We start from the raw sequence: 17,111 nt of genomic DNA, 5'->3' as shown, positions 1-17,111 counted from the left end.
CCTATGAAATTGAAATTACTCGCGGCCGCTGTGCTGGGCATGACTACGGCAACAGCTGTTTGGGCTGCGGATCCGTTCGTGATCAAGGATATCCGCGTTGAAGGCCTGCAACGTACCGAAGCCGGTACGGTCTTCAACTACCTGCCGGTCAAGGTGGGTGACACTTTCAGCGATGAAAAGGCACGTGAATCCATCAAAAGCCTGTTCGCAACCGGTTTTTTTGATGATGTGCGCGTAGAGTCGCGTGATGGTGTGGTGATTGTTGCCGTGGCCGAGCGCCCGGTCATTACCCAGCTGAACATCAACGGTGCCAAGGAGTTCAGCAAGGACCAGTTGAAGAAGGCGCTCAAGGATAACGGTTTTGCCGAGTCCCGCATTTTTGATCAGGCCCTGCTGGACGGTGCGGTACAGGAGCTGAAGCGCCAGTACTACAGCCGTGGCAAGTATGCGGTGGAGATCACCCCGCAGGTGACCAAGCTGGAGCGTAACCGTGTTGCGGTGACGCTGGACATCACCGAAGGCATCACCGCCCAGATCAAGGACATTCATATTGTCGGCAACAAGGCATTCAGCCAGGACAAGCTGCTGGATGAAATGTCGCTGACGTCGGGTGACTGGCTGTCCTGGCTGACCAAGGACAATCAGTATTCCAAGCAGAAGCTGACTGGCGATCTGGAAAAGCTGAAGGCTTTCTACCAGAACCAGGGCTATCTGGAATTCAATATCGAATCCACCCAGGTTTCCATCAGCGCCGACAAGGAACACATGTTCCTGACGCTCAACATCAATGAAGGCAGCAAGTTTACTGTTGCCGACATCAAGTTGGCCGGTGACCTGAAGGTGCCGGAGGCGGATCTGCGCAAGCTGATTACCGTGAAGTCCGGTGAGGTGTTCAACAACGAGAAGGTCACTGATAGCGTGAAGGCGCTGAGTGATCGTCTGGGCAATGACGGCTATGCCTTTGCCAACGTCAATGCGCTGCCGGATATCAATCGCGACAAGCAGCAGGTTGGTTTCACCTTCTTCGTTGACCCGGGTCGCAAAACCTATGTGCGCCGCGTCAACATCGCCGGCAACAGCAAAACCCGTGACGAAGTGGTGCGCCGCGAGCTGCGCCAGCTGGAAGGCTCGGTTTACAACGCTGCCAATGTGAAGCGCAGCAAGGATCGTGTCGAGTTGCTGGGCTACTTTGAAGATGTCAACGTGGAAACCCCGGCGGTGGCGGATGCGCCAGACCAGGTGGACATGAACATCACCCTGAAAGAGCGTGCTACCGGCAGCATTTCCGCGGGTGTGGGCTTTGTACAGGGCGAGGGCATTCAGCTGTCGGCCAGTATTTCCCAGAGCAATATCTTTGGCTCAGGCAAATACATGTCCTTCGGTATTTCCAATGGCTCGGTCAACAAGTCGGCGACCTTGTCGTTTACCGACCCTTACTTTACCGCCGACGGTGTAAGTCTGGGTTACGACCTGTACCATCGCGTGTACAAGCCGTATAACAGCTCGTCGTCCAGCACCACGCACTACAAGACATCGACAGATGGTGTTGCCATGCGCTTTGGTGTGCCGGTTACCGAAACCGACCGCATCAACTTCAGCCTGGGTCTGGAACAAACCAAGGTGGGCACCTGGAGCGATAGTCCGACCCGCTATCTGGACTTCGTCAACAAGTACGGCAGCAACAACCTGTCGCTGATCGGTACCGCCGGTTGGGGACGAGATACCCGTGACAGCTCGCTGTGGCCGACTCGTGGCGCCAATATCAAGGTACAGGCCGATGCGGCCCTGCCGGGTGGTGATCTCGAATGGTATCGCCTGACCCACTCGCAGCAATGGTTCTTCCCGCTGACCAAAACCTTCACCCTGATGTTGAACGGTGAAGTAGGCTATGCCAACGGTTATGGCAAAACCAATACCTTGCCGTTCTTCCAGAACTTCTATCTGGGTGGTCTGGGCTCGGTGCGTGGCTACGACACCAACAGTCTGGGTCCCAAGGACGCCAGCACGGGTGACTATCTGGGTGGTACCCGCAAGGCAGTCGCCAATGCGGAAGTGCTGTTCCCCTTCCCGGGCATGAAAGACAACAAGTCGGTGCGTGCCAGCGTATTCTTTGATGCCGGTTCGGTATGGGATAGCACCATCAGCGGCAGTACGCCTAGCAGCGAGTTGCGCTATTCCACCGGTGCAGCCGTCACCTGGCTGTCCCCGCTGGGGCCGATGAAGTTCAGTCTGGCCAAGGCACTGCGCAAGAAGGAAGGCGACAAGTATCAGAGCTTCCAGTTCCAGCTGGGTACCGTCTTCTAAACCTAAAGAGGCCTGAACATGAAATCTTCTTTCAAATGGCTGATTGCCGGGCTGGCGCTGGTCAGCCTGCAGGCCTCGGCTGCTGATTTCAAGCTGGGTTTTGTCAATATCGAGCGGGTATATCGTGAAGCGGCACCGGCCATCGCCATCCAGAAAAAACTGGACAAGGAGTTTGCCGACCGCCGCGCCGAGCTGAAAAAGATGGAAAAGCGTGCCAAGGAGCTGGAGGGCCTGATGGCCAAGAGCACGCTGTCCATCGATGACCGCAAGCGCTACGAACGCGAATATGCTGGCTTGGATCGCGACTATCAGGCCAAGGGCCGTGAATTGTCGGAAGACTTCAACCAGCGCCGCAACGAGGAGTTTGCTTCGGTACAGGAGCGGGCCAACCGCGTGCTGCGGCAGATTGCCGATCGCGAACAATATGACCTGATCCTGCAGGATGTGGTTTACGTCAATCCCAAGTACGACCTGACCGGCAAAGTCCTGAAGGAACTTGAGAAGTAATCCTGCGCAACTGTTACGGGAGAAGCCGACCCGTGGTCGGCTTTAATTTTTGATGGCGTATACGCTTTCTCATATCGTGGCCAGCCTGGGCGGCGTGCTCAAGGGCGCAGACCGCACGGTTGAACGCCTGGCACCGCTGGATGCAGCGGCCGCCAGCGATATCACTTTTCTGTCCAATCCCAAGTACCGCAAGCAGCTGGATGATTGCGCTGCCGGTGCGGTGATTGTTTCACCCAAACTGGAAGCCGAGCTTGATACCTCGCGCTCCTGGATCGTGGTGGATGACCCTTATCTGTATTTTGCCAAGGTGGCCACGCTGTTCCACCCGCCGGCACCGGCGCGCGGTGGCATTCATGCCTCGGCCGTGATTGGCGAGGGGGCGGTGATTGCCGCCAGCAGCGAAGTGCGCGAACACGTCAGCATTGGTGCCGCTGCCGTCATTGGCGAGCGCTGCATTCTGCATCCGGGCGTGGTGGTCGGTGCTGGTGCCGTGCTGGGCGATGATGTGGTGCTGTATCCCAATGTCACGGTTTATCACGGCTGCGTGCTGGGTAACCGCGTTGCCGTGCATTCAGGCAGCGTGATTGGTGCTGATGGCTTTGGCCTGGCCTGGGCCAAGGATCAGTGGTTCAAGATTCCGCAAACCGGACGCGCCATTCTGGAAGATGACGTCGAAGTGGGTGCCAATACCACCATCGACCGTGGCGCACTGGCCGACACCATTATCCGCCGCGGTGCCAAGATCGATAACCTGGTGCAGATTGCACACAACGTGCAGATCGGCGCGCATACCGCCATTGCCGGTTGCGTCGGCATTGCCGGTAGCACCACCATCGGCGCGTATTGCACGGTGGGCGGGGCCGCCATGTTTGTCGGTCATATCGAAGTAGCGGACAAGACGCATATCGGCGGCGGCACCCTGGTGTCCAAATCCATTCGCCAGCCGGATACCTATGCCTCGTCCTACCCGCTGCAAACCATGAAGGAATGGCTGGGTAACGCCGTTCACGTAAGACATCTGGACGATCTCGCCAAACGGATAAAACAACTCGAACGCGAGATCGGCACTCTGAAAGAAAACAAGGACAACAGTAATGACTGAGCACGCCGTAAGCATCGATGTACGTGAAATCATGAAGTGCCTGCCGCACCGCTATCCCTTCCTGCTGGTGGATCGCGTAACGGAAATGGTGCCGGATACCCGCATCAAGGCGCTGAAAAACGTCACCATCAACGAGCCTTTTTTCTGCGGCCACTTCGAGCAGTACCCGGTGATGCCGGGTGTGCTGATTATCGAAGCACTGGCGCAGGCAGCCGGTATTCTGGCCATCAAGAGTCAGGGGGAGCGCGGTGAAAACGAGCTGTACTTCTTTGTCGGCATCGACAAGGCCCGCTTCAAGCGCCAGGTGGTGCCGGGCGACCAGCTGATCTTCGAAGTGGAGCAGATCACTGTCAAGCGTGGTATCGGCAAGTACACTGCCCGCGCGCTGGTGGATGGTCAGGTGGCTTGCGAAGCCGAAATCATGTGTGCCAAGCGCGAGGTCTGATCATGGCCATTCATCCGACGGCGATTGTCGACCCCAAGGCCCGGATTGCCGATGACGTTGAAATCGGTGCTTACTCCATCATCGGGCCGGATGTCAGCATAGACAGTGGTACCTGGGTGGGTCCGCACGTGGTGATCGAAGGGCATACCAGCATCGGCAAGAACAACCGCATTTTCCAGTTCAGTTCGCTGGGTGCGGTGCCGCAGGACAAGAAGTACGCCGGTGAACCCACCCGGCTGGAAATCGGCGACAACAACACCATTCGCGAATTCTGTACCTTCAATATCGGCACGGCGCAGGATGTGGGCGTGACCCGGCTGGGCAATAACAACTGGATCATGGCCTATGTGCATCTGGGTCATGACTGCCAGATCGGCAACAACACCATCTTTGCCAACAACGCCACACTGGGCGGCCATGTGCATATCGGTGACTGGGTGATTCTGGGTGGTTTCACCAGCGTGCACCAGTTTGCCATCATCGGCGATCACGCCATGACCGCCTTTGCCAGTGCCGTGGCGCAGGATGTGCCACCGTATGTGATGGCACACGGCAACCGTGCAGTGCCTGCCGGCATCAATGCCGAGGGTCTGAAGCGTCGTGGCTTTACCCCGGAGCAAATCCGCCGCGTGCGTAATGCCTACAAGGCGCTGTACCGCCAGGGCCTGCAGTACGATGCCGCCAAAGAGGCAATTCTGGCCGAGGCGCAGCAAGGCCATGCCGAGCTGGAACCGTTTACCCGCTTCTTTGCCCAGTCCGAGCGAGGCATCATCCGCTGATCATGTCTGAACCCTTGTTCAAGCGCCAAGGCGCGCTCAAGGTGGCCATGGTGGCCGGAGAAGCCTCCGGTGACCTCTTGGCCGCTCACCTGATGGAAGCCCTGCAGGCACGCCATGCCGATATCGAATTTGCCGGTATCGGCGGCCCGCGTATGGAAGCACGTGGTTTTTCTTCCATGGTGCCGCAGGAAAAACTGGCCGTGCGTGGCTATGCCGAGGTGTTGCGCTGTCTGCCAGAGCTGCTGCGCATCCGCCGGACGCTGCGCGAGCGGCTGAAGGCAGAAAAACCCGATGTTTTCATTGGTGTGGATGCGCCGGATTTCAATCTGGCGCTGGAAGCCGCGCTGAAAAAATGCGGCATCGCCACCGTGCACTATGTCAGCCCTTCGGTGTGGGCCTGGCGGCTGGAGCGTATCTACAAGATAGGCCGTGCCGTCAACCGTGTGCTGTGCCTGTTTCCGATGGAGCCGGCCCTGTATCAGCAGGCCAAGGTCAAGGCCGACTTTGTCGGCCATCCGCTGGCCAATGAAATCCCCATGGTGCCTGACCAGTTTGCCATGCGTGAGCAACTGGGCCTGCCGCGCCAGGGACCGATCTTCACCCTGATGCCCGGCAGTCGCAAGAGCGAGCTGGAGTTCATGGCCCCGCTGTATATCGAGGCCGCCCGCATCCTGTTGCGCGACTACCCGGACGCCACCTTCCTGGTGCCGCTGGCCACGCGTGCCACCATGGATCTGTTCGACCGCATGCTAACCCGGCACAAGGCTTGGGACTTGCCGCTGCGCAAGCTGTTCGGTCATGCGCAGATGGCGATGATTGCCAGCGACGTGGTGCTGGTGACCAGCGGCACCGCCACGCTGGAAGTAGCACTCACCAAGCGGCCGATGGTGATCAGCTACAAGCTGTCCTGGCTGACTTATCAATTGGTGAAGCGCAAGATCAAGCTGCCTTACGTGGGGCTGCCCAATATCCTGTGTGGTCGCTTTGTGGTGCCGGAGCTGCTGCAAAAGGATGCCACGGCGGAGAAGCTGGCCGCCGAGGTCAAGCGCTTGTACGAAGACAAGGACGCTCGTGTTGAAATGATGCAGGCGTTCACTGAGCTGCATCAGTCCTTGCTGGCCGATACGGCAGAGCTGGCCGCCACGGCGGTGTTGCAGGAGGCGGGATGTCAGCTGCAGCCGGCATGAGCGACATCCTGATTGCCGGTGTGGATGAAGCCGGGCGCGGACCGTTGGCGGGCGCGGTGTTTGCCGCCGCGGTGATACTCGACCCGGCGCGGCCGATTGCCGGTTTGGCCGATTCCAAGGTATTGAGCGAAGCGCGCCGCAATGCACTGGCGCTGCTGATCAAGCGCGATGCCATGGCCTGGTGCATTGCCAGTGCCAGTGTCGAGGAAATCGACAAGCTCAACATCCTGCAAGCCACCATGCTGGCGATGAGCCGGGCGGTGGCCGGCCTGGCCGTGCAGCCGGGCAGGGTGCTGATTGACGGTAATCGCGTGCCCAAGCAAATCAACCTGCCGGCTGAGGCCATCGTCAAGGGTGATGCCAAGGTGCAGGCCATTTCGGCAGCCTCCATCCTGGCCAAGACGGCCAGGGATGCCGAACTGATTGCGCTGGATGCCCTGCATCCGCAGTACGGCTTTGCCCGCCACAAGGGCTATCCCACTGCCGAGCATCTGGCCGCACTGGAGCAGCATGGCGCTTTGGCCGAGCACCGCAAATCCTTCGGGCCGGTCAAGGCCTGGATTGCCCGCCAGCAAGGACAGCTGTTTTAGACGGCCCGGCATGTCTGATACTGCCAAATCCTGCTTTCCCCCGGTTGTAGATGTACACACCCGTCTGCTGATTCTGGGCTCCCTGCCCGGAGATGCTTCCTTGCAGGCGGCGCAGTATTACGCCCATCCGCGCAATCAGTTCTGGCGTTTACTGGGCGCAGTGACCGGGCAGGATCTGGCCACCTTGCCCTATGCTCAGCGTCTTTCTGCCATGCAGTTACATGGTGTGGGTCTGTGGGATGTAGTGGCGGAAGCCCGTCGCAAGGGCAGCCTGGATACCGATATCCGTGCAGCCAGCGCCAATGACCTGACCGCCTTGTGTAGCACCTTGCCCGGCCTGCGTGGAATTGCCTTCAATGGCGCAACGGCAGCTGGTATTGGCCGCCGTCAGTTGGCTGGCCTTGCCGGCCAGCTGCAGTTGATCGATCTGCCATCCTCCAGTCCCGCCCATACCATGGCCTATGCCAGCAAGCTGACGCAGTGGCTGAAACTGGCTGATCTGTTGCGCTGATGGTGTCACTTTGTGGGGTTTTTGCTGTCTTGTTTCGGGTGTTATTCGCTTAAATGCATATACAAATAAGAATGGTTTTGGGTAGGGATTTTTTATTATCCATACTGCTGGTTATTGTTTGCATTGTCCTGGTTTGTAATTTATTTCAATAAATACAGTAAGTTATGTTTGGTGTTTTTTTGGAAGAGCTAACTATTTTTCAGCAACGGTGTAGCCATGTAATCAGTGCAGCGTGCTGCACCTGCACATGAAAACTTATTGTATATACAATAAGGCTTGATTAGCATCGTGACAGATGAGTCACCGGTACAGGTGGCCTTCCTGCTGCCGATATGGTGGGTAGCGGCCAGTCTAGGCCGCCGCCATGTCGGTTTGCTCTGCCAAGGAGAACTGTCATGAAGCTGTATTCCTCCCCCCGGGCGCATCGTCGCCCTTGCTGCTGGCCACCGTCTATCGGTCCGGCGTCTGCCTGCCTGTTCCGCCCCGTTCATCTGCTTAGCAGGGGGTAGCCATGTTCCTGTCCGGATTTGGCCCGCTCATTCTGGCGGGCAGTTGGGTGACCTTGAAGCTGTCACTACTTTCCCTGCTGTTGTCCATGCTGATCGGTCTGGCCGGTGCCAGCTCCAGGCTGTCCAAAGCCAGATTGCTGCGCGGCTGGGCCACGGCCTATACCACGCTGATCCGCAGCGTGCCTGATCTGGTGCTGATGCTGCTGCTGTTCTACAGCTTGCAACTGGGCCTGAACCAGTGCACCGAGGCGCTGGGCATGGCGCAGATCGATATCGATCCCTTTCTGGCCGGCGTGGTGACCCTGGCTTTCATTTATGGTGCCTACTTTACCGAAACCTTCCGTGGAGCCTTTCTGTCGGTGCCAGCCGGGCAGATCGAAGCCGCCATCGCCTATGGCATGACGCCGTGGCAGAGCTTTCGCCGCGTGCTGTTTCCGCAAATGATGCGCTTTGCCTTGCCCGGCATCGCCAATAACTGGCAGGTGCTGGTCAAGGCCACCGCGCTGGTATCCATCATCGGGCTGGCTGATATCGTCAAGGCCACCCAGGACGCGGGCAAGGCCACCATGCAGATGTTCCTGTTTGCCGTGGTGGGCGCGCTGATGTATCTGCTGATCACCACGGTTTCCAATCTGGTGCTGCTCTGGCTGGAAAGCCATTACTCGGCCGGCGTACGAAAGGCGGTTCTATGATCGATATCATTCACGACTACTGGCAGGCCTGGCTGTGGAATGACGGCTACCATCTGTCTGGCGTGGCGATGACCTTGTGGCTGCTGATCGCCTCGGTGCTGTGTGGTTTTTGCCTGTCGGTGCCGCTGGCAGTGGCACGGGTATCGTCACGCCGCTGGATCAGCCGGCCGGTGTGGTTCTATACCTATGTATTCCGCGGCACACCGCTGTATATCCAGCTGCTGATCTTTTATTCCGGCATCTACAGCTTGCACGTGGTGCGTTCGGTGGAGTTGCTGGAGCACTTCTTCCGTGAGGGCATCAACTGCACCATCCTGGCTTTTGCGCTGAATACCTGTGCCTACACCACCGAAATCTTTGCCGGTGCCATTCGTGCCATTCCCTATGGCGAGATCGAGGCGGCGAGCGCACTGGGCATGTCGCCCTGGGTCAAATACACCCGCATCATCATCCCCGCCATGTTGCGCCGGGCGCTGCCTTACTACAGCAATGAAGTCATCCTGATGCTGCATGCCACCACCGTGGCCTTTACCGCCACCGTGCCGGACATCCTCAAGGTGGCGCGCGATGTCAATGCGGCTACCTACGCATCGTTCGAAGCCTTTGGCATCGCCGCCGTGCTGTATGCCTGCATTGCTTTTGGACTGGTATGGCTGTTCCGTCAGTGTGAAAACCGCTGGTTAGCCTTTTTGCGCCCGATGGGCCACTGATTTCCGGAGTCTGGAGAGTTGTCATGTACAAACTGACTGTGAATGATCTGCATAAAAAATATGGCCAGCATGAAGTGCTGAAGGGGGTGTCGCTCAAGGCCAAGGCCGGCGATGTGATCAGCATCATCGGCTCGTCCGGTTCGGGCAAGAGCACCTTTCTGCGCTGCATCAATTTTCTGGAACAGCCCTGCGCCGGGGAAATCAGCCTGAACGGCGAAGTGCTGCAGACCGAGCTGGACAAAAAAGGTAGCCAGCGTCCGCGTGATCCGAAACAATTGCAGAAAATGCGCACCGAGCTGTCCATGGTGTTCCAGCATTTCAATCTGTGGTCGCACATGACGGTGCTGGAAAACATTATCGAAGCGCCCATGCATGTGCTGGGGCTGTCCCGCGACGAAGCCTTGCAGCGCGCACGTAAATACCTGACCAAGGTAGGGCTGACTGAACAGCAGGAAAACAAATATCCCTCGCACCTGTCCGGCGGCCAGCAGCAACGGGTAGCCATTGCCCGGGCGCTGGCGATGGAGCCGGAAGTGATGCTGTTTGATGAGCCGACTTCGGCGCTGGACCCGGAACTGGTCGGCGAGGTATTGCGCGTGATGCAGGCACTGGCCGAGGAGGGCCGCACCATGGTGGTGGTGACCCATGAAATGGGCTTTGCCCGCAATGTGTCCAACCATGTCATCTTTCTGCATCAGGGCCGGATCGAGGAAGAAGGGCACCCGGCTACGGTGCTCAGTCAGCCCAAAAGCGAGCGTCTGCAGCAGTTTTTGTCTGGCAGCCTGAAGTAACACTGCCCGCATCCCAATCATCAGGAGTCATTCATGCGTACGGAAATCCACCCGCTACTGTCGCCCAGCCTGGGCACCCAGCGCAGCATTACCAGTTTTCATTTTGGCCCGGCGGCAGGCAGCGGCGGGTGGCCGCGCAAGGTGTATATCCAGGCCAGCCTGCATGCGGGGGAGATTCCCGGCATGCTGGTGGCCCACCTGCTGCGTCAGCAGTTGGCCGATCTGGAAGCGCGCGGCCTGCTGCAGGCGGAAATCGTGCTGGTGCCGGTGGCTAATCCCATTGGTCTTGCCCAGCAGCTGCACTATCAGCCGCAGGGCCGTTTTGATCTGGAAACCGGTGAAAACTTTAACCGGCTCTACAGCGAGCCCTCGGCACAGATCATCCCGCAGCTGGAACAGCAACTGACGCCGGATATCGATGCCAACCGCAGCATCATCCGGCAGGCCTTGCGCACTGCCATTGCCGGTCAGGCCGTCAACAGCGAGCTGCAAAGCCTGCGCCAGACCCTGCATCTGCTGGCGCTGGATGCGGACCTGGTGCTGGATCTGCACTGTGATTTTGCCGGGCCGGTCCATATTTACGCGCATAGCGAACACTGGCCGCTGGTGGAGCCGCTGGCGGCACATCTGCAATGTGGCGCCTCGCTGCTGGCAGATGAATATGGCGTGATGCCTTTTGATGAGGCCATCTTCCTGCCCTGGGCCAAAATCCGTGCTGCCTTGCCGCAATTCCCGGTGCCATTCGATAGTGTGGCGGTGACCGTGGAGCTGCGTGGTGAGGGCGATGTCAATTACACGTTGGCCGGACAGGATAGCCAGGCCATCCTGCATTATCTGACTGCGTGTGGCGTGATTTGCGCGCCGCCGGTGGCAGTGCCGGCGCTGCCGCACCCGGCCACGCCGCTGCACGGCTCGGAAACGCTGATTGCACCGCATGCCGGCGTTATCGTGATGCTGGCCGAACTGGGCAGCGTGGTTCATGCCGGAGATGCCATTGCCGATGTGATTGATCCGATTGCTGCTACGGCTACCACCTTGCGTGCCGGAACAGATGGCGTGTTCTATGTGTTTGCCCGCCATCCCTATGTTACGCGTGGCAGTACCGTCGCCAAGATTGCCGGTGCGGCACCCTTGGGCAAGAAAAACCTGCTGGGTGCCTGATTAGACTTCCAGCGGGAAGATGGCAAGAGCAGGAGCCTGATCTGTCGCCTTTTCCGTCCCAAGGCATGGCAGAGCCGGGTTGGCATTCCTGAAAACTTGAAGTTTCATGCCGCTTGCACTGATATTGATAGTGTTGAGCATCCCGCAGGAGAGGAGGGAAAGCATGAGTCGGTATTGCATCTGGTTTGTCACGCCTGACGACACTGTCATGCGTCGTGCCGAGGTTGCCATCAATGGCAGTATTCATTGTCATCAGGTGCTGGAGGAAATAGAAGCCCAGCTGGCGATGGATTGCGGCCTGAGTCAGGTGATGATTGTGGACTGGAAACGATTCGAACAGGTTGAAGGTCAGCCCGTGCCATTGGCCCGGGCAGTTGCCTGAGCTGCCAGGCAGAAACGTCAGGCAATACGCTTGGCAGGACTAGTTCGTCAGATGGAAGAACGGGGTTGGCCTGCATGTTATGATGCCGGCCAACCCCTTTTTATTGGATGTTGTCATCATGTATGTCCTGGGCGTTGCTGGCTATTCCGGCAGTGGCAAGACCACCTTGCTGGAAAAGGTCATTCCCTTGTTGTGTGCGGCCGGTGTCGATGTTGCCGTGATCAAGCATACCCATCACGATGTCGATTGGGATCAGCCTGGCAAGGACAGCTGGCGACACCGCGAGGCTGGAGCGCGTCAGGTACTGCTGGCCGGTGCACGCCGCCGCCTGCTGGTGGAAACCATGCCGCAAGGCAACGATGCCCCGCTGGCAACCCATGTGGCGGCCTTGCGGCCCTGCGATCTGGTGCTGGCCGAAGGCTTCAAGCACGAATCCCATCCCCGGCTGGAGGTCTATGATCCGGCATTGGGACATGCGCCGTTGTGCCTGCATGACCCCGCCGTGCTGGCGCTGATCAGTGATGCCGATGTCCCTGTCGATTTACCCCGCTTCCGGCGTGATGATGCCGACGGCGTGGCCCGTTTCATTCTTGCCCTTCTGGAAACCCAACACGATGCTCACCGTTGATCAAGCACGCGACTGGCTATTGCAGCGCGCCCAGGTTGTCCGCACCACTGAAAGCCTTCCCCTGCTGCAAGCGCTGGGCCGTATCCTGGCCGAGCCGGTGCTGGCTACCGTCGATGTGCCGCCGCAGGACAATAGCGCCATGGACGGCTATGCGCTGAGCAGTGCCGATGGCAGCGGCCCGCTGCCGGTATCGCAGCGCATTCCGGCGGGCTGCCAGCCGCAGCCTTTGCCAGCTGGCACGGTGGCGCGCATCTTTACCGGTGCGCCCATTCCTGCCGGTGCTGATGCGGTAGTGATGCAGGAGCAGGCCGAGGTACAGGACGATGGCCAGGTGACTTTTACCCAGCCGGTGAAGCCGGGGCAAAACATCCGCCGGGCTGGCGAGGATATCTGCCAGGGTGCTACCGTGCTGGCTGCCGGGAAAATGCTGGCTACGGCTGATCTGGGTTTGGCTGCTTCTATCGGTGTGCCGGCGCTGACGGTTTACCGGCCCTTGCGCGTGGCCGTGTTCTTTACCGGTGACGAACTGACCGAGCCTGGCCAGCCGCTGGTACCGGGCCATATCTACAATTCCAACCGTTACTGGCTGGTGCCGGAGCTGATGCGTCTGGGGTGTGAAGTGACTGATCTGGGCATCGTGCCGGATTCGCTCAGCCGTACCCGTGAAATCCTGCAGGATGCGGCGGCGCTGGCCGATGTGATCATGACTTGCGGCGGCGTATCGGTGGGCGAGGAAGACCACGTCAAGGCGGCGGTGGAGGCCGAAGGCAGCCTGGATCTGTGGAAAATTGCCATCAAGCCGGGTAAGCCGCTGGCCAGCGGCAAGGTGGGCCAGGCTGGCTTCATCGGTTTGCCGGGCAACCCGGTTTCCGGCTTTGTCACCTATCAGGTATTGGTCAAGCCCTATCTGCAGCGCTGTGCCGGCTTGCTGACCGAGACCGACACCGCTCCGGCACGATACCCGGCGGGCTTTGCCTGGGAGCGTCCGGACGCGCGCCGGGAAGAGTTTCTACGGGTGAAACTGGTGCAGCAGGATGGCCAGTGGCAGTTGCAACGCTATCCCAATCAGGGCTCCGGTGTGCTTACCTCCTGCGCCTGGGCGGATGGTCTGGTGCGCCTGGCTCCGGGGCAGCAGGTGGTGCCGGGTGACATGCTGGCCTTGTTGTCCATCGCGGTGTAAACATGCCGCTACTGCGTTTTGTCGATGGTAATGAGCAACTGCTGGCCGAGGTGGAAGCCAGTGCCGGCGACTTGCTGCTGGATGTGGCCAGACTGGCTGATGTTCCTCTGCATTGGCGTTGTGGGCAGGGGACATGCGGCACCTGCAAGGTGCGCATCCGTCATGCCGGTCCTGAGCAAGTGGTGATGCCAGCTCGCAAAGAGCGCAATGTGCTGTTGCGGGCCGGTCTGATTGACGCAGGCCTGGCGGGAGCAGAACGCTGGCCGGATATTTCCACCGGCTGGCGGCTGGCCTGCCATGTGCCGGTGGGCGAATACGACTGGCTGGTGGTGTGCCCGCAGGACTGAGCGGCCATCGACCAACGGCTGCAATGCAAAAGCCACAACCGAAGTTGTGGCTTTTTGCTTGTGCGCCGGAGCCCCAGCTCAGCTGGATGCCGGGCTGACTACATTGCGCCCGGAGCGCTTGGCAATGTATAGCGCGCCGTCGGCTTCTTCATAAATACGCTGGGCGGTATCGTCCGGCTGCGGAATGCGGGCGGCCACGCCTATGCTACAGGTTACCTTGAGCAGGGGGCTGCCATCGTGCGGCAGGTCCAGATCTTCCAGCCGCTGGCGGAATACCTCGGCGGCATCCACGGCATCCTGCATGCTGGTGCCTGGCATCAGTACGCCAAACTCCTCACCCCCCAGTCTGGCCGGTAATACTCCTTTGCGGCTGAAGGACTCGCGCAGCACATGGGCAACCCGCTTGAGAATGACATCGCCGGCATAGTGACCGTACTGGTCGTTGTAAAGCTTGAAGTGATCAATATCCAGCAGCACGAAAGCCAGCGGCTGCCGGGTATTGCGCTGGCGTTCGATGGCCGGAATGAAAACCTCGTCAAAATGCCGGCGATTGGCTAATTGGGTAAGCCCATCCGTGGTGGCCAGCGTTTGCAGACTGGCCTGGCGTGAGATGAAGCGGGCGAAACCGCATAGCAGCACCAGCAGCATGCTGCTGATGGGGGCAAACCAGAGATGCCCCAGTTCAAGCAGCAACAGGCTGCCCATCCCGACAAGCAAGGCCGCTGCTGTATAGATTAGCAGTGCATTGCGTTGCTGGCCGCGCGGGGCAAGGCTGTAGTCCAGCAGCACGATCAGCAGCAGGGTGAGCAAGGCCTGGGCTGGCAGGCTGAGCGGATGGATCAGCGTGCCATCTTGCAGGCCGCGCAGCAGGTAGGCATTGATGACAACACCGGGCATGCCTGCTGCATTGTCTGATACCGGCGTGCCGTGCATGTCGCCAAGACCGGCGGCAGTCACGCCAATCAGCACGATGCGGTTGCGGAAGTAATCCTTGCTGACGCCGGATAAGGCGTCGATGTAGGACAGGCGCTCGAAGGGCAGGTTGCCGCCAGCAAATGGCACCATGACTTCGTCGGCGCGAACCCAGGGTTCATCGCGACCATGAAAGGCATGTGCTGCTGGCGCGGCCGGTTTGCCCTGTGCTACATCCAGAACCGCGCGCGCAAAGCCCGGGTGGTCCGGGCTGCCCAGTCCTGCCCGCAGATAGGTGCGGCGGACCACGCCATCGGTATCGCGTTCGAAATCGGTATGGCCCAGCCGGTTGGATGCCGCCTCGAACAGCGGCAGCGGCCGGGTTTCCGTCAGCCCCTTGGCGTTGCTTTCCGGAAACACCGGGCTGACGACTTTGCCGTTGCGCTGCATGGCGGCAGCCAGTGCCTGATCTGGCTTGCTGCTGGCCAGCGTGCTCTCGGCCAGGGCAATATCCAGGCCGACAGCGCGGGCGGATTGCAGCTGATCCAGCAACCGGGCATGTAGTTCACGTGGCCAAGGCCAACTGCCCATTTCCGCCAGGCTGCGATTGTCCACCTCGATGAGGATGGGGTCGTCCGCTGATTTGTCCAGCGTATGCCAGCTCAGTGCTGCATCGTAAAGCCAGTTATCCAGCCGTTGCAGGGGCGCAGCCAGTACCAGCAGTGCGCCGATAAAGCCGGCAAGCAAGGGCAGCAGTTGCCGTAGCCTGGATTTGCCCGATGCGGATCTGGATGTGTCTGCAGGCATGGACTTACCGGAGATGGATTTCTTCGACGGTTTCCACCGCCTGGTAGCCATGGTCACCGCTGACTTCCAGCCGGGCAAAATACTTGCCGTGTGGCAGCTGTGCCAGCGGCCATGCCGGCTGGGATCTGCTGTTGCGGTAACGGACAGTTTTCATGTCGGCCTGATCGGATAAGGTCAGCGTATAACTGGCGGCGTTGACCGGATAGCGTCGTGCCAGCAGCGATGGCACCGAGTGCCTGAGTGTGGCGAACAGTCCGCGCATGTTGACGGCCTGAGTCTCGCTGTAGGGGCCGGCTTGGCCGCTGGCATCCAGGCGTGCCACGCGCCAGTACCACTGGCCCTTGTCCGGTAGCTCGATGGTGCTGTCGGTTTCGGTTAGCGTGCGTTGCTGGATGATGCTGGCAAAGTCGGTGCTGCGCGCCAGCTGCCATTGCACTGGCCGGGCCGGACTGGCGTCCAGGATCAGGGAGAAAGTGTTGCCGCGGATTTCTTGCACGCCATCACTGGCCTGCAGCAGCGGCGGCTGCGGGAAGGCTTTCAGCGTGAAGGTGCGGCTGCTGTCATAGCCTTCCAGTCCATGGGCATTGCGGGCGCGTGCTGATAGCTGGTAATTGCCGTTTTCCGGTAGCGCGGCATATAGCTGCGGGCCTGTTACCGTGCGCTCTACGAGCTGTTGTCCTTGCGCGCCCGGGCCGCGCAGCTTTACCCGATAGGCAACGGCCAGCTGGTCAGCCTGCCATTGCAGCAGCGGCGGATTAAAGCTGCTGGTTGAGGGCAGGGTGCTCAGGTCGGGAGCGGCAGGCAATGCCTCTGGCGGGGTGGGTCTGGCACTGGTGGAGGTCAGGCTGCCAAAGCCGGCTGGTACATCAACCTGCCCCTGCTTGTTGCCATTGACCTTGACCTTGCCGCGCAATACCTCGGTGGCGGTGCTGTCCATGGTTTCCGCACTCACGCGGAATTCGGTGCCACGCACGGTGGTGACCGCTGACGGGGTGCGAATCTGGTAACGCCCCGGCATCAGGATGTTGGGAATCACCGAACTGCCGGCGTTGCCCTTGTCCAGCCTGATTTCGGTTCTGGCCGAGCCGGTGCTGGGGTAGTAGATCTCGTTTTGCAGCTGTGCGTTGGTGTTGGCATTCAGTAGCAGGGTGGAGCCGTCGGCGAAGCGCAGCCTGAGCATGGCATCGTTGCCGGTCTGGAATTGCACACCCTTGGGGTAGCGCATGTCTTTGCTGATGGGCAGTGATTTGCCACTGGCATCATGCGCGCTGATTTCACCGGAGAATTCCTCGATCTGGGCCGTGGAAGGTTGCTGCTTGACCCAGAGGTAGGGCACCTTGATGCGGCTGCCGTGGGACAGGCGGTAGGGGTCGGCAATATGGTTTAGCTTTTGCAGGCGCGGCACATAGGCCGGGGACGATAAATGCTGGTCGGCAAAGGTCCACAGCGAATCACCCGGCTTGACCAGATATTCCCAGCTGGCACTGTCGATGCCGGAAGCAGCATGGACATGGCTGCAAAATAAAATCACACCTGTAATTGGGATAATTCTCATAGACAGTCTTGC

At 59.6% G+C, this 17,111-nt stretch carries 19 protein-coding genes; 16 read left to right on the top strand and 3 right to left on the bottom strand.

The features are described 5' to 3' along the window. The first annotated feature begins 3 nt into the window (after nt 1–3). The 12 genes from bamA (at nt 4) to GSR16_RS10410 (ending at nt 11,288) form a co-directional block, all read left to right on the top strand. Entirely contained in the window at nt 4–2,304 is a 2,301-nt protein-coding gene (bamA, locus tag GSR16_RS10465; protein ID WP_159877141.1) for an outer membrane protein assembly factor BamA, read from the top strand. A gap of 18 nt (nt 2,305–2,322) precedes the next feature. Further along, nucleotides 2,323–2,811 carry an OmpH/Skp family outer membrane protein gene (locus GSR16_RS10460; protein WP_159877139.1) on the top strand — a complete coding sequence of 163 codons (489 nt, stop codon included), beginning with the start codon at nt 2,323–2,325 and terminating at the stop codon, nt 2,809–2,811. A gap of 52 nt (nt 2,812–2,863) precedes the next feature. Continuing rightward, nucleotides 2,864–3,913 (top strand): UDP-3-O-(3-hydroxymyristoyl)glucosamine N-acyltransferase, encoded by a 1,050-nt coding sequence (gene lpxD / locus GSR16_RS10455; RefSeq protein WP_159877137.1) that lies wholly within the window; start codon nt 2,864–2,866, stop codon nt 3,911–3,913. After that, nucleotides 3,906–4,358, top strand: coding sequence for a 3-hydroxyacyl-ACP dehydratase FabZ (fabZ, locus tag GSR16_RS10450; protein ID WP_159877135.1), 453 nt, complete (start codon nt 3,906–3,908; stop codon nt 4,356–4,358). The genes lpxD and fabZ overlap by 8 nt, the downstream gene beginning before the upstream one ends. A 2-nt stretch (nt 4,359–4,360) precedes the next feature. Further along, nucleotides 4,361–5,137, top strand: coding sequence for an acyl-ACP--UDP-N-acetylglucosamine O-acyltransferase (gene lpxA, locus GSR16_RS10445; protein ID WP_159877133.1), 777 nt, complete (start codon nt 4,361–4,363; stop codon nt 5,135–5,137). 2 nt (nt 5,138–5,139) lie between these two features. Beyond that, the gene (lpxB, locus tag GSR16_RS10440) at nt 5,140–6,324 is read left to right on the top strand and encodes a lipid-A-disaccharide synthase (protein WP_159877131.1); all 1,185 of its coding nucleotides are present in this window, start codon (nt 5,140–5,142) and stop codon (nt 6,322–6,324) included. Then, nucleotides 6,321–6,914, top strand: coding sequence for a ribonuclease HII (rnhB, locus tag GSR16_RS10435; RefSeq protein ID WP_205677571.1), 594 nt, complete (start codon nt 6,321–6,323; stop codon nt 6,912–6,914). The genes lpxB and rnhB overlap by 4 nt, the downstream gene beginning before the upstream one ends. A gap of 10 nt (nt 6,915–6,924) precedes the next feature. Continuing rightward, nucleotides 6,925–7,425 (top strand): DNA-deoxyinosine glycosylase, encoded by a 501-nt coding sequence (locus GSR16_RS10430; RefSeq protein ID WP_159877129.1) that lies wholly within the window; start codon nt 6,925–6,927, stop codon nt 7,423–7,425. Nucleotides 7,426–7,936: 511 nt separating this feature from the next. Continuing rightward, a complete protein-coding gene (locus GSR16_RS10425; RefSeq protein WP_159877127.1) occupies nt 7,937–8,626 on the top strand; it encodes an ABC transporter permease in 690 nt (229 codons plus the stop codon). After that, a complete protein-coding gene (locus GSR16_RS10420; protein WP_159877125.1) occupies nt 8,623–9,336 on the top strand; it encodes an ABC transporter permease in 714 nt (237 codons plus the stop codon). Before GSR16_RS10425 ends, GSR16_RS10420 begins: the two co-directional genes overlap by 4 nt. A gap of 23 nt (nt 9,337–9,359) precedes the next feature. Then, a complete protein-coding gene (locus GSR16_RS10415; RefSeq protein WP_159877123.1) occupies nt 9,360–10,127 on the top strand; it encodes an ABC transporter ATP-binding protein in 768 nt (255 codons plus the stop codon). A gap of 33 nt (nt 10,128–10,160) precedes the next feature. Further along, a complete protein-coding gene (locus GSR16_RS10410) occupies nt 10,161–11,288 on the top strand; it encodes a succinylglutamate desuccinylase/aspartoacylase family protein (protein WP_159877121.1) in 1,128 nt (375 codons plus the stop codon). Here the strand turns inward: GSR16_RS10410 and GSR16_RS10405 are convergent, their stop codons facing one another. Further along, on the bottom strand, nt 11,289–11,453 hold the full coding sequence (locus tag GSR16_RS10405; protein WP_159877119.1) for a hypothetical protein: 165 nt from the start codon (nt 11,451–11,453) through the stop codon (nt 11,289–11,291). Here GSR16_RS10405 and GSR16_RS10400 point away from each other — a divergent pair. The 4 genes from GSR16_RS10400 to GSR16_RS10385 all read left to right on the top strand — a co-directional run bounded on the left by GSR16_RS10400 (nt 11,452) and on the right by GSR16_RS10385 (nt 13,825). Continuing rightward, entirely contained in the window at nt 11,452–11,670 is a 219-nt protein-coding gene (locus tag GSR16_RS10400; RefSeq protein WP_159877117.1) for a hypothetical protein, read from the top strand. The two genes, GSR16_RS10405 and GSR16_RS10400, sit on opposite strands and share 2 nt — an antisense overlap. 118 nt (nt 11,671–11,788) lie before the next feature. After that, nucleotides 11,789–12,298 carry a molybdopterin-guanine dinucleotide biosynthesis protein B gene (gene mobB, locus GSR16_RS10395; protein WP_159877115.1) on the top strand — a complete coding sequence of 170 codons (510 nt, stop codon included), beginning with the start codon at nt 11,789–11,791 and terminating at the stop codon, nt 12,296–12,298. Then, on the top strand, nt 12,285–13,478 hold the full coding sequence (locus GSR16_RS10390; protein ID WP_159877113.1) for a molybdopterin molybdotransferase MoeA: 1,194 nt from the start codon (nt 12,285–12,287) through the stop codon (nt 13,476–13,478). Before mobB ends, GSR16_RS10390 begins: the two co-directional genes overlap by 14 nt. A gap of 2 nt (nt 13,479–13,480) precedes the next feature. Further along, nucleotides 13,481–13,825: a 2Fe-2S iron-sulfur cluster-binding protein gene (locus tag GSR16_RS10385; protein WP_159877111.1), complete on the top strand. Its 345-nt coding sequence runs from the start codon at nt 13,481–13,483 to the stop codon at nt 13,823–13,825. A 78-nt stretch (nt 13,826–13,903) separates the two neighbouring features. Here GSR16_RS10385 and GSR16_RS10380 read toward each other — a convergent pair whose 3' ends face one another. Both GSR16_RS10380 and GSR16_RS10375 read right to left on the bottom strand, forming a co-directional pair. Next, nucleotides 13,904–15,544 carry a CHASE2 domain-containing protein gene (locus GSR16_RS10380; protein WP_159877109.1) on the bottom strand — a complete coding sequence of 547 codons (1,641 nt, stop codon included), beginning with the start codon at nt 15,542–15,544 and terminating at the stop codon, nt 13,904–13,906. A gap of 4 nt (nt 15,545–15,548) precedes the next feature. After that, on the bottom strand, nt 15,549–17,075 hold the full coding sequence (locus GSR16_RS10375) for a FecR family protein (protein ID WP_159877107.1): 1,527 nt from the start codon (nt 17,073–17,075) through the stop codon (nt 15,549–15,551). Nucleotides 17,076–17,111 lie beyond the last annotated feature (36 nt).

The sequence above is a fragment of the Aquitalea denitrificans genome (assembly GCF_009856625.1).
Lineage (GTDB): Bacteria > Pseudomonadota > Gammaproteobacteria > Burkholderiales > Chromobacteriaceae > Aquitalea > Aquitalea denitrificans.
This window is presented reverse-complemented; position numbering and strand designations above follow the sequence as displayed.

Excerpts from the sequence above, each read along its gene's own strand:
- bamA (WP_159877141.1), top strand. The coding sequence starts at position 4 with ATGAAATTGAAATTACTCGCGGCCGCTGTGCTGGGCATGACTACGGCA.
- GSR16_RS10460 (WP_159877139.1), top strand. The coding sequence starts at position 2,323 with ATGAAATCTTCTTTCAAATGGCTGATTGCCGGGCTGGCGCTGGTCAGC.
- lpxD (WP_159877137.1), top strand. The coding sequence starts at position 2,864 with ATGGCGTATACGCTTTCTCATATCGTGGCCAGCCTGGGCGGCGTGCTC.
- fabZ (WP_159877135.1), top strand. The coding sequence starts at position 3,906 with ATGACTGAGCACGCCGTAAGCATCGATGTACGTGAAATCATGAAGTGC.
- lpxA (WP_159877133.1), top strand. The coding sequence starts at position 4,361 with ATGGCCATTCATCCGACGGCGATTGTCGACCCCAAGGCCCGGATTGCC.
- lpxB (WP_159877131.1), top strand. The coding sequence starts at position 5,140 with ATGTCTGAACCCTTGTTCAAGCGCCAAGGCGCGCTCAAGGTGGCCATG.
- rnhB (WP_205677571.1), top strand. The coding sequence starts at position 6,321 with ATGAGCGACATCCTGATTGCCGGTGTGGATGAAGCCGGGCGCGGACCG.
- GSR16_RS10430 (WP_159877129.1), top strand. The coding sequence starts at position 6,925 with ATGTCTGATACTGCCAAATCCTGCTTTCCCCCGGTTGTAGATGTACAC.
- GSR16_RS10425 (WP_159877127.1), top strand. The coding sequence starts at position 7,937 with ATGTTCCTGTCCGGATTTGGCCCGCTCATTCTGGCGGGCAGTTGGGTG.
- GSR16_RS10420 (WP_159877125.1), top strand. The coding sequence starts at position 8,623 with ATGATCGATATCATTCACGACTACTGGCAGGCCTGGCTGTGGAATGAC.
- GSR16_RS10415 (WP_159877123.1), top strand. The coding sequence starts at position 9,360 with ATGTACAAACTGACTGTGAATGATCTGCATAAAAAATATGGCCAGCAT.
- GSR16_RS10410 (WP_159877121.1), top strand. The coding sequence starts at position 10,161 with ATGCGTACGGAAATCCACCCGCTACTGTCGCCCAGCCTGGGCACCCAG.
- GSR16_RS10400 (WP_159877117.1), top strand. The coding sequence starts at position 11,452 with ATGAGTCGGTATTGCATCTGGTTTGTCACGCCTGACGACACTGTCATG.
- GSR16_RS10405 (WP_159877119.1), bottom strand. The coding sequence starts at position 11,453 with ATGCTTTCCCTCCTCTCCTGCGGGATGCTCAACACTATCAATATCAGT.
- mobB (WP_159877115.1), top strand. The coding sequence starts at position 11,789 with ATGTATGTCCTGGGCGTTGCTGGCTATTCCGGCAGTGGCAAGACCACC.
- GSR16_RS10390 (WP_159877113.1), top strand. The coding sequence starts at position 12,285 with ATGCTCACCGTTGATCAAGCACGCGACTGGCTATTGCAGCGCGCCCAG.
- GSR16_RS10385 (WP_159877111.1), top strand. The coding sequence starts at position 13,481 with ATGCCGCTACTGCGTTTTGTCGATGGTAATGAGCAACTGCTGGCCGAG.
- GSR16_RS10380 (WP_159877109.1), bottom strand. The coding sequence starts at position 15,544 with ATGCCTGCAGACACATCCAGATCCGCATCGGGCAAATCCAGGCTACGG.